A 10255-nucleotide genomic window follows, 5' to 3' on the forward strand; every position below is an offset into this window, starting at 1 on the left:
GGGCGCAGTCACACGGCGCGGCCGCCGCCCGCCATCTGCCGGCGCTGGACCAGCCGCGTGATGTCGCTGCCGGTGACGATGCCGACCGGGCGGCCGCCTTCCACGACCACGACGCGCACGCCTCCTCCGGCACCGGACCGCAGGTGGTCCAGGGCGTCGTTGACGAGTTCGTCAGGGGAGCCGGTCGTGACCTGGGACAGCGGGACCGCGACGTCGCGTACCCGGACCTCGGCGCGGCGCTCGGCCGGCACGGAGGTCAGGTGGCGCAGGGACACCAGGCCCGACAGCCGCCCGTCGAAGTCGAGCAGTGGCAGCACGGAATGCCGGGCGCCCAGCGCGACCTCGTCGATGAAGCGGTCCACGGCGAGCCAGTCGGAGCCCGTCGCGACCGGCGAGGACATCGCGTCCCCGAGCCGTACCCCGCGCAGGGCCGAGCCGATGACGGCGCGCTGCCGCTCGGCGCCCGCGGTGAGGGCCATGAACAGCCCGACGAGCGCCAGCCACAGGCCGCCGGGGACGCCGCGGGCGAACGCCACCCAGCCGCCGAGGACCAGGAGCACGCCCACGACCTGACCGCCCCGCCCGGCCGCGCGGTCGGCGCGGTCGCGGTCCCCGGTCCGCCACCACAGCAGGGCCTGCAGTACCCGCCCGCCGTCCAGCGGCGCCGCGGGCAGCAGGTTGAAGACGCCGAGGAGCAGGTTGGCCCAGCCCAGCCAGACCAGCAGCGCCGCGGGAACGGAGCGGTGGGCCGCCGCGCCCACGCCGATGCCGGCACCGAGTGCGATGCCCCCGATGACGAGGCTGGCCAGCGGCCCGCTGACCGCCACCAGGAAGGCCGCGCCCGCCGAAGGGGCACGGTCCATGCGCGTCATGCCGCCCATCGCCCACAAGGTGACGTCCTGCACGGACATGTTCTGGCGCAGCGCCGTCGCCGCGTGGGCGATCTCGTGGACGAGCAGGCTCGCCATCAGCGCGACCGCGCCCACGGCGGCCGCCAGGGTGTAGACGGTGGAGGAGAGCCCCGGGATCCAGGCGGGCAGGGTGTCGCGGCCGAGCCCGTAGGCGAGCAGCACGACGAGTACGGGGACGCTCCAGTGCATCCGCAGCGGTACCCCGTACACCCGTCCCATCTGAATGGAGCCGTTCATGTCTCCCGTCCAGTGTCACTCCGTTCCGGCCGCGGCGGCGCGGTGTTCCTGCGGGCTGATCCCGCGCACCCGCTTGAAGGCCGCGCTGAGCGCGAAGGGGCTGCCGTAGCCGACCCGGCGGGCGACCGCGCCGAGGGTGGCGTCCGGCTCGCGCAGCAGGTCCGCGGCGAGGGTGAGCCGCCAGCCGGTCAGATAGGCCATCGGGGGTTCGCCGACGAGTTCGCCGAAGCGGCGGGCCAGTGCGGCGCGGGACACACCGGCCTCGGCGGCGAGCCCGGCCACCGTCCAGGGGTGCGCCGGGTTGTTCTGCAGCAGACGCAGTGCCCGGCCCACCACGGGGTCGGCGAAGGCCCGGTACCAGGCGGGGGCCGACTCCCCCCGCCGGGTGAACCACGTGCGCAGCACCGAGATCAGCAGCAGGTCCAGCAGCCGGTCCAGCACCGCTTCCTGCCCGGGCTCGTCCTTGACGATCTCCTCCGACAGCAGCGCCGGCAGCGGGCTCTCCCAGTCCTCGGCGGGAAGCACCAGCAGCGGGGGCAGCGCGTCCAGCAGGCGCCGGCCGACCTCGCCGCGGAGCTGGTAGGTGCCGACGAGCATGACGTCCGCCCCCTCGGCCCGATTGCCCCAGGTCCTGACCCCCAGCGCCATCGCGTCGGCCAGGTCGTGCCCGTCCGCGGTACGGCACACCTCGCCGGGCAGGATCCACGCGTGCGGCGCGGTCGAGGGCAGGTCGGCGACGGCGTACGGGGCCGGACCGCGCGCGACGGCGACGTCGCCGGGGCCCAGCCGCACCGCCTCCCCGTCCTCGGGCACGATCCACGCCCCGCCGCGCGCGACCGTCATGACGCACAGCGGTGCCCGGTCCTCGATCCGTACCGACCACGGCGGTTCCATCACCATCCGCAGCAGGAATGCCCCCCGCGCGCGGGGTCCGTCGAGCAGGCCCGTCAGTGAGTCCATACGGTTCAGCGTAGACGCTCGCGTATGGAGAGGAGTCGATCAGCCATGGTCCGTCTCATCCGGTGACCGTTTCACTGAGGGGCATGACGCAGACACCCGCAGGCACCGCACTCGTCCTCGGCGGCACCGGAAAGACCGGCCGCCATGTCGTCCGGGCGCTGGCCGCCCACGGCCTCGCGGTACGCACCGCCTCCCGCTCCGGTGAACCGCCCTTCGACTGGGCGGACCGCGCCACCTGGGAGCCCGTGCTCGACGGCGCGACCGTCGCCTACCTGGCGTACCACCCCGACATCGGCGCCCCGGAAGCCGCCGTTACGCTCGGCGACTTCGCCGCGCTCGCCGCCGCGAGCGGTGTGCGCCGCATCGCCCTGCTCTCCGCCCGCGGCGAGGACCTCGCCCTGCCCGCCGAGGAAGCGGTACGCGGTGGCGGCGCCGACTGCACGGTGATCAGGGCGAGTTGGTTCTGCCAGAACTTCAGCGAAGGACTGTTCCTCGAGGGTGTCCTCGACGGTGAGATCGTCTTCCCGGCCGGGACGGTCGGCGAACCCTTCGTCGACGCACGGGACATCGCCGATATGGCCGCCGCCGCGCTCACCGGCGACGGGCACGCCGGCCGCACCTACGAGCCGACCGGCCCGCGCCTGCTCACCTTCGCCGGCGCCGCCGCCGAGATCGGTGCCGCCACCGGCCGTCCCGTCCGCTACACCGCGGTCCCGCCGCACGAGTACGGCCCGCAACTCGCCGCCCTCGGGCTGCCGGACGAGGTCGTCGGCTTCCTCACCCGGCTCTTCGGCGACCTGCTCGACGGGCGCAACGCCCATCTCACCGGTGACGTCGAACGCGTCCTCGGCCGTGCGCCCCGCGACTTCCGCGACTTCGCCGGCGAGGCCGCCGCCGCGGGGGTCTGGCAGCGGCGCTGACCGTTCGTGACGTGTCGTCGTTGTGGCGTCCGCCGGTCAGGATGACGCCGGCGCCAGTGGCGTGAAGCGCATCGCCAGGCACCGGTGTTGGCGACGGCGCGCCTGGGCCGGTGCGGTCGTGGCGCCGGTGGCCGGTGGGGCGGCCTTCGAACGGGGCGGGTTCCGGCCTCCGGGGCCTGGCCGGATACGGACGCGTTCCTTCCGGCCAGGGGTGCGGGGGCTCGGCCATTCCTGTGGGAATTCCATGGGGATTCTGTACGCGTCCCGTGACGCATGGTGTCGTGTACGCGACACCGGACGGGGAGCAGGACCCGGTGCCGACCATCCTTCGACGACCGGAAGGAAACCTCATGACGTTACGCGCGATCGCCCTCAGCGGCGTGGCCGCCGCATCGCTGCTCGGTCCCCATACGTGGGAGCCGGACGGTGCGACACCGCCCCCGCCGGACCGGATCGTGATCGACGTCGCCACCGTGAACGGCTCGGGATGTCCCGCCGGCACGGCCGCCGTGGCCGTCTCGCCGGACAACGAGGCGTTCACGGTCACGTACAGCGCGTACGTGGCCCAGGTGGGCGTCGGCTCCAAGCCGACCGATTTCCGCAAGAACTGCCAGCTCAATCTGAACGTGCACGTGCCGCAGGGCTTCACCTACGCGATCGCCTCGGCCGACTACCGGGGCTTCGCACACCTGGAGCGGGGTGCCACCGGCGTGGAGAAGGCCAACTACTACTTCCAGGGCTCGCCCGACACCAGCGCCATCACCCACACGTTCCGCGGCTCTCTCGACGACAACTGGCAGGCCACCGACAGCGTCGACGTCGCGGCCCTGGTCTGGGCGCCGTGCGGTGAGCTCCGCAACTTCAACATCAACACCGAACTGCGGGTCGCCGCCGGCACGTCCGACCCGTCGCGCACGACGAGCTTCATGACCATGGACTCGACGGACGGCAGCATCAAGACCACCTACCACCTCGCGTGGAAGGAGTGCCCCGCCGCCTGACGGACCGGGCCCCGGCGCACTCCCGGCCGGGGCCCGACCCGCCGGGCGCCAGGTCACGCTGCGGTGATGGCGCCCGCCACCAGGGCGGGTTCGTCGATCTGGACGTAGTGGCCGGCCCGCAGGAGGAGTCGCAGTTCGCTGTGCGGGAAGAGGACGGCGAACTGGCGGGCGACGCGTGCGTTGAGCCAGCGGTCCCGGGTGCCGAAGACGACGCGGACGCGCGGCTGGAAGTCCTGGAGTTCCGGGATGCGCCGGCGGCGGCTCAGCACCGCCCGCGGCAGTTCTTCGTTCAGGCGCCAGAAGGCCGGACGCGCGGCCGGGAAGTCCTCGTACAGCAGCGCCACGTACACCTCGCGCACCAGCGGGTCGCGGATGAACGAGCCGATCTGCCAGGCGAACAGCCGCCGGTCGAGGTCGGGGCGGCGCCGGGCGACGGCACGGGCCGCGGCGCGCAGCAGCGGGGTGGAGTAGAGCGTGATCGCCGGCGGCCGGCGCAGGGCGGGCGTCCAGTGGTAGTACGTGTTGAGCAGTACGAGCCGGGCGACGCGGCCGGGGTGGGCGAGTGCCCAGTCGATCGCGGGCGGCCCCGAGGCGTCGTGCGCCACGAGGACCAGCCGGCGGCCGCGGAGCCCGGTGGCCGGGGAGTCGGCGACGGCGGCGAGGTCGGCCTCCTGCTCGGCGACGCAGTAGGGGTGGCCGGGCGGTTTGTCGGAGCGTCCCCAGCCGAGGAAGTCGAAGCGCACGACCGGCGCGCGGCCCTGGAGGTACGGCAGCAGCCGGTCGTAGAGGCGGCAGTTGTCGGGGAAGCCGTGCATCAGGACGACGGGGTCGCCCGTGCCGGGGGAGACCTCGGCATACAGCCGGTGGGGGCCGCGGCTGACGGCCGGTGTCTCGGTGTCCGGGGCCATGGCGATCTCCCCTCGGCCGCGTTGTGTGCGCCCTTCGTTCAGCCTAGCGCTCCGCCTCGAGGGGGTTGTGGGAGCGCTCCCATAGCGCCATGATGCCCGTATGACCTCACGCGCGGCGATCCGCCCGTACCGCCCGGAGGACCGGGCCGGCCTCTACGACGTCTGCGTGCGCACCGGCCACGAGGGCGGCGACGCCCGCGGCCTGTACGCCGACCAGGACCTGCTGCCCGACATCTTCGCCGGCCCGTACGCCCACCTTGAGCCGGACCTGGCCTTCGTCGTGGACGACGGGACGCGCGTGGTGGGCTACATCGTCGGCGCCGCCGACACCGCGGCCTTCGTGCGGCGCTTCCGTGAGGAGTGGCTGCCGACGGTCGCGGACCGCCACCCGGAGCCGAAGGGCGCGCCGCGGACCGCGGACGAGGAGATGGCGGGCCTGCTGCACCGGCCCGAGCGGATGGTCGTGCCCGAACTCGCCGGGTATCCGGCGCATCTGCACATCGACCTGCTGCCGGACTACCAGCGGGCGGGCTACGGAAGGGAACTGATGGGACGTCTGCTGGCCGCGCTCGCGGTGCGCGGGGCCGGCGCCGTCCACCTGGGCATGGTCACGGCGAACACCCCGGCCCGTGCCTTCTACGACCGCCTCGGTTTCCACGTGATCCCGGTCGTGGACCCCGGGCCGCTCACGTACCTGGGGCGGAAGACGGACACACCGGTGCACTGAGGTGCCGGGGCGTCCCGTATGCGGTCTAGAAAGCGCTTGCACCCGCCGGTAGGGTCCACGACGGCCCACCAGCGGCCGGAGAGGAGCCACCCCGTGACCCGTTCCGCGCCCCCGCACCCCTTCATCCTGCCGCCCGAGGACCGGGCGCTCAGCCCGTACACCGGATGGACCCGGGCCCACTGGGAGGCCGTGGCCGACGGGCTGCTCGCGGCCGTCGCCCCGCACGCCACCCCGGGCCGCGCGCTCTACCACCTGCCCGGTGGCCGCCCCAGCAGCTCCGGCGTGCGCTCGGACGGACTGGAGGGCTACGCGCGGACCTTCCTGCTCGCCGCGATCCGCGTGGCGGGCGCCGGCGGCGACGACCCGGACGGGCTCCTGGACCGCTACGCCGACGGCCTGGCCGCCGGGACCGCCCGTCCCGGCGGGGACGGTCCCGAAGACTGGCCGGTCGTCGCCGACCGCAGCCAGCCCCTGGTCGAGGCCGCCTCGATCGCCCTCGCCCTGCGCCTGACCCGCACCTGGCTGTGGGACCGGCTCGACGACACGGTGCGCGAGCGCGCAGGCGCCTGGCTGTCCCGCGCGATCACCGCCGAACCCTGGGCCTGCAACTGGGAGCTGTTCCCCGTCACCGTCGCCGGCTTCCTCGGCGACGAGGAGGCCGTCACGCGCGGCCTGGACGGGATCGAGCGCTGGTACACCGGCGACGGCTGGTACACCGACGGCGACCGGCGGGCTTTTGACTACTACAACGGCTGGGCCCTGCACCTGTACCCCGTGCTGGAGGCGTGGCTCTCCGGCGACGCGGACCGCCTCGACCGCTACGGCGGGCGGCTGCGCGTCCATCTCGCCGACTACGCCCGGCTCTTCGGCGCCGACGGCGCGCCCGTGCACCAGGGGCGCTCCCTCACCTACCGCATGGCCACCGCCAGCCCCTTGTGGCTCGGCGCGCTCACCGGCCACACCCCGCTCGCCCCCGGCACCACCCGGCGGCTGGCCTCCGGCGCCCTGCGCCACTTCCTCGACCGCGGCGCGGCCGGACCCGACGGGCTGCTGTCGCTGGGCTGGCACGGCCCGTACGAGCCTGTCCTCCAGCAGTACTCCGGCCCGGCGTCCCCTTACTGGGCGAGCAAGGGCTTCCTCGGGCTGCTGCTCCCGGCGGACCACGAGGTGTGGACGGCCCCCGAGGAGTCCGCGCCCGTCGAGCGCGCCGACGCCCTGACCGCGTTGCCCGCGCCCAACTGGCTCCTGCAGTCCACCGTGGCGGACGGCGTCGTACGCCTGCACAACCACGGCAGCGAGGACGCCCGCTACGACCCCCACTACACCCGCCTCGCGTACTCCACCGTCACCGCGCCGGTGTCCGCCGCGGACCCGCCCGACAACCACTTCGGGCTCGTCCGCGCCGACGGGTCGGTCACCACGCGGACCGGGATCGTCCCGCTCGGCGCGGGCGAGGGCTGGGCCGCCTCGCGCTCCACGGCCGGTGAGGGCGTGCGCGTCGTCGCCGTCGTCCTGGCGCGCGGCGCCGCCGAGGTCCGCGTCCATCTGGTCACCGGCGCCGAGCCCGGCACGGCCGTACGGCAGACCGGCTGGCCGGCGGGGGAGGGGCTGTGCTCGGAGCTGCTGCCGCTGCACGGTCTCACCGACGCCCCCGCGCTGCCGCCCGCTCCCACCGCGTGCGCCCCGCACGCCGTCGTCCCGGCCGCCGCCGGCGCCGTCACCAAGGCCGGACGGGACCACGACGACCGCGGTGACCGCGGTGATCTCTTCGTATGCGCCGCACGACTCACCGGCGCACCGGACCCGGAACCGCTGTCCGCGGTGGCGAAGGCCGAGGTGCGCACGACCTCCGCGGGCCACGAGGTGACCATTCACTGGGCGGACGGGGCGGCTCACCACGCGCGCCTCACCCCGGATGGCGCGGTCGTGGAATCCTCTTTCCCGGACGGTCGTTGAGGCGGACATGAGCGATACGGAACTGCTGCGACTGCTCGCCGACACCAACGGGGGCGTTCTGGTGACGATCAAGCGGGACGGCCGCCCCCAGCTGTCCAACGTCACCCACCACTACGACCCGGAGACCCGCGTGCTGCGGGTCTCCCTCACCGACGACCGCGCCAAGACCCGCAATCTGCGGCGCGACCCCCGGGCGAGCTACCACGTGACCACCCCCGATCGCTGGGCGTGGACGGTCGCCGAGGGCACGGCCGAACTCACCCCGGTCGCCGCGGACCGGAACGACGCGACCGTCGGGGAACTCATCGACCTCTTCCGGGCCGTGCAGGGCGAGCACCCCGACTGGGACGACTACCGGCGCGCCATGGTCGAGGACAAACGCCTGGTCCTGAAGCTGCATGTGGAGCGCGCCTACGGGCAGCCCCGCGCGGCGGGATAGCGACGCCGGGTCCGCGCCCTGTGACAGGACGTGCACAGGATGCACAACGGGGCGCGGAACTGGAATGACCGATGTAGGAGTTGTCGCTGTACATACTGGTCCTGCCGGGACCCGAACGGTCACGGCGCGATCGTGACCGCCGACTACCGGGAGGTGCCGTGACCGGCTCCAGTCCGAAGCGTTCTCCGCTCGCCCATCTCATCCCCGCTTTCGGAGACAATCCCTACGGGGAAAGGATGGAGCGCATCCAGCGGTCGCCCAACTTCGCCGACGGCGTCTTCACGAACCCGGTGAGCGCCCGGACGGCGCCCTCGGGTTCCATGCTGCGGTTCGCCCGCTCCTACTTCCGCAAGGAGGACCGGGTGCGCCGCGCCCCGGGCGGCGACATCCCGCTGTACGGGTCCACCCTCGCGGACCTCGCGGCACCGCCCGCGTCCGGATTGCGGCTCACCTGGATGGGCCACTCCACGGTCTGGACCGAGATCGACGGGCATCGTGTGCTCTTCGACCCTGTCTGGGGCGAACGCTGCTCCCCCTTCTCCTTCATCGGGCCGAAGCGACTGCACCGGCCCCCGGTGGCGCTGCGGGAACTGGGCGAGGCCGATGTGATCGTCATCTCGCACGACCACTACGACCACCTCGACATGCCCACGATCAAGGCGCTGGCCGGCACGGGCACGCGCTTCGTGGTCCCGCTCGGTGTCGGGGCGCACCTGGAGCGCTGGGGCGTTCCCGCGGACCGCATGACCGAGCTGGACTGGCATGAGTCCACGCAGGTCGGCGGGCTCACCCTGACCGCGACGCCCGCCCGGCACTTCTGCGGCAGAGCCATCCGCAACACCCAGCACACCCTGTGGGCCTCGTGGGTCGTGGCGGGTCCCGAGCACCGGGTCTACCACAGCGGCGACACCGGATACTTCCCCGGATTCGCCGAGATCGGTGCCTCCTACGGCCCCTTCGACGCCACGATGATCCAGATCGGCGCTTACTCCGAGTTCTGGCCTGACATCCACATGACGCCGGAGGAGGGCGTCCGCGCCCACGGCGACCTGCGCGGCGAGCTGATGATGCCGATCCACTGGGGCACCTTCAACCTCGCGCCGCACCCGTGGGAGGAGCCCGCGGAGGGCACCGTCGCCGCCGCCCGCGCCACCGGCGCCCGCGTCGCCGTCCCCCGCCCCGGCGAGCCCTTCGAACCTGCCACCGGCCTGCCCCTGGACCCCTGGTGGCGGGCGGTCGCCAAGGGCGGCGAGGGCCGTGCCTGGCCCGCCCTCACCGAGGGCTCCGGGACGGCCGCTCCGCAGGCGGACACCGCCACGGCGTAGGCGCCCCCCCCGCGGATCGACCGCCGTCCGGGGCCGTTCCGGCGGCCCCGGCGGTGGGCCTGCGGGGTCAGTCGTCCAGTCCCCAGAACGGCCCGCGCAGCCCCACGCCCGCGAAGTACGACGCGGCCGAGGCGGGGTCGCGCCGGGTGTACCCCGACTCCATGCGGCCGGCGTACCAGCCGCGGGCGAGCCTCCACAGGGTGGGCAGGTCCATGACGTAGCCGGGCGTCAGCCCGTTGCCGTCGAGCCAGTCGCGGACGCACTCGGCGGAGCAGAACAGGCGCTGGTTGGCGCAGGCGTGCACGACGTCGTCCCAGATGTGCCGCACCGGCGTCAGGAAGTGGGCGACCTGGTCGCCCGGCGGTGGCGCCTGCCGGCCGACCACCCAGGCGTGGGGAGTGCCGCACGCCGGACAGCGGGTGGCGACCAGGACATCCGGCTCGCCGGTGAGCAGGTGCGGGACGGCGAACGAGTCCCAGGCGCAGCCGCCCCACCACAGCGTGCCGCGGCCCATGACCGAGAAACCGAGCGGAATGGACGCGAAGGGGTGCGCCATGGCGATCCGCTCGGGCTCCCGCGGGTCGAGGACCACGTCCCGGTGTTCGTGCAGGGCGATCAGCGCGCTCCGCACGCCGGCGGACGGCAGCCCGGTCCGGGCCACGAGGTCCGCCACGGAGGGGGCGCCGCCCGTTGCGGCGAAGTGGGAGTAGACCGCCGTACGGACGCGCTCGGTCCGCGCCGCCGGAGGCTGAGGGGCGGAGTCGTTCATCGCTGCTCCTGACGTCGACGCGGTCGGCGTTCCCGGCCCGCACCCCGGCGGGCATCCGAGGGCGCGCCGCCGGACGGCGGGAAGCCGTCCGGCGGCGACGCC

The 10255-nt window shown here is 74.0% G+C and carries 10 protein-coding genes; 6 read left to right on the forward strand and 4 right to left on the reverse strand.

All coding sequences use genetic code 11. From position 1 onward, the window contains the following. Positions 1-8: 8 nt before the first annotated feature. A complete protein-coding gene (locus tag ACFWVC_RS30450; protein ID WP_384294442.1) occupies positions 9-1148 on the reverse strand; it encodes a site-2 protease family protein in 1140 nt (379 codons plus the stop codon). A 15-nt stretch (positions 1149-1163) separates the two neighbouring features. Beyond that, positions 1164-2108: an AraC family transcriptional regulator gene (locus ACFWVC_RS30455; RefSeq protein WP_384294446.1), complete on the reverse strand. Its 945-nt coding sequence runs from the start codon at positions 2106-2108 to the stop codon at positions 1164-1166. 83 nt (positions 2109-2191) lie between these two features. Here ACFWVC_RS30455 and ACFWVC_RS30460 point away from each other — a divergent pair, with 83 nt between their 5' ends. Then, a complete protein-coding gene (locus ACFWVC_RS30460) occupies positions 2192-3028 on the forward strand; it encodes an NmrA family transcriptional regulator (protein WP_384294450.1) in 837 nt (278 codons plus the stop codon). A gap of 350 nt (positions 3029-3378) precedes the next feature. Further along, a complete protein-coding gene (locus tag ACFWVC_RS30465; RefSeq protein ID WP_384294454.1) occupies positions 3379-4029 on the forward strand; it encodes a DUF4360 domain-containing protein in 651 nt (216 codons plus the stop codon). A 53-nt stretch (positions 4030-4082) separates the two neighbouring features. Here the strand turns inward: ACFWVC_RS30465 and ACFWVC_RS30470 are convergent, their stop codons facing one another. Beyond that, positions 4083-4937, reverse strand: a complete 855-nt coding sequence (locus ACFWVC_RS30470) for an alpha/beta fold hydrolase (RefSeq protein WP_384294459.1) — start codon at positions 4935-4937, stop codon at positions 4083-4085. Positions 4938-5037: 100 nt separating this feature from the next. Here ACFWVC_RS30470 and ACFWVC_RS30475 point away from each other — a divergent pair, with 100 nt between their 5' ends. From ACFWVC_RS30475 to ACFWVC_RS30490, 4 genes are all read left to right on the forward strand, one after another. Next, positions 5038-5664 (forward strand): GNAT family N-acetyltransferase, encoded by a 627-nt coding sequence (locus ACFWVC_RS30475; protein ID WP_384294462.1) that lies wholly within the window; start codon positions 5038-5040, stop codon positions 5662-5664. Positions 5665-5757: 93 nt separating this feature from the next. Beyond that, positions 5758-7620 (forward strand): DUF2264 domain-containing protein, encoded by a 1863-nt coding sequence (locus ACFWVC_RS30480; RefSeq protein ID WP_384294467.1) that lies wholly within the window; start codon positions 5758-5760, stop codon positions 7618-7620. Between the two features lie 7 nt (positions 7621-7627). Then, entirely contained in the window at positions 7628-8059 is a 432-nt protein-coding gene (locus ACFWVC_RS30485; RefSeq protein WP_384294472.1) for a PPOX class F420-dependent oxidoreductase, read from the forward strand. 236 nt (positions 8060-8295) lie between these two features. Beyond that, on the forward strand, positions 8296-9384 hold the full coding sequence (locus ACFWVC_RS30490) for an MBL fold metallo-hydrolase (protein ID WP_384294476.1): 1089 nt from the start codon (positions 8296-8298) through the stop codon (positions 9382-9384). 67 nt (positions 9385-9451) lie between these two features. On the opposite strand, the gene merB is transcribed toward ACFWVC_RS30490, so the two are convergent. Continuing rightward, complete coding sequence (merB, locus tag ACFWVC_RS30495; RefSeq protein ID WP_384294480.1) at positions 9452-10153, reverse strand: organomercurial lyase; 702 nt, start codon at positions 10151-10153, stop codon at positions 9452-9454. Between the last annotated feature and the right edge of the window lie 102 nt (positions 10154-10255).

Origin of the sequence: Streptomyces sp. NPDC058691, assembly GCF_042714775.1 — a bacterium.
GTDB lineage: Bacteria > Actinomycetota > Actinomycetes > Streptomycetales > Streptomycetaceae > Actinacidiphila.

What these genes read in the sequence shown, in the direction of transcription:
- ACFWVC_RS30450 (WP_384294442.1), bottom strand. Translation starts at nt 1,148, where the DNA reads ATGAACGGCTCCATTCAGATGGGACGGGTGTACGGGGTACCGCTGCGG.
- ACFWVC_RS30455 (WP_384294446.1), bottom strand. Translation starts at nt 2,108, where the DNA reads ATGGACTCACTGACGGGCCTGCTCGACGGACCCCGCGCGCGGGGGGCA.
- ACFWVC_RS30460 (WP_384294450.1), top strand. Translation starts at nt 2,192, where the DNA reads ATGACGCAGACACCCGCAGGCACCGCACTCGTCCTCGGCGGCACCGGA.
- ACFWVC_RS30465 (WP_384294454.1), top strand. Translation starts at nt 3,379, where the DNA reads ATGACGTTACGCGCGATCGCCCTCAGCGGCGTGGCCGCCGCATCGCTG.
- ACFWVC_RS30470 (WP_384294459.1), bottom strand. Translation starts at nt 4,937, where the DNA reads ATGGCCCCGGACACCGAGACACCGGCCGTCAGCCGCGGCCCCCACCGG.
- ACFWVC_RS30475 (WP_384294462.1), top strand. Translation starts at nt 5,038, where the DNA reads ATGACCTCACGCGCGGCGATCCGCCCGTACCGCCCGGAGGACCGGGCC.
- ACFWVC_RS30485 (WP_384294472.1), top strand. Translation starts at nt 7,628, where the DNA reads ATGAGCGATACGGAACTGCTGCGACTGCTCGCCGACACCAACGGGGGC.
- ACFWVC_RS30490 (WP_384294476.1), top strand. Translation starts at nt 8,296, where the DNA reads ATGGAGCGCATCCAGCGGTCGCCCAACTTCGCCGACGGCGTCTTCACG.
- merB (WP_384294480.1), bottom strand. Translation starts at nt 10,153, where the DNA reads ATGAACGACTCCGCCCCTCAGCCTCCGGCGGCGCGGACCGAGCGCGTC.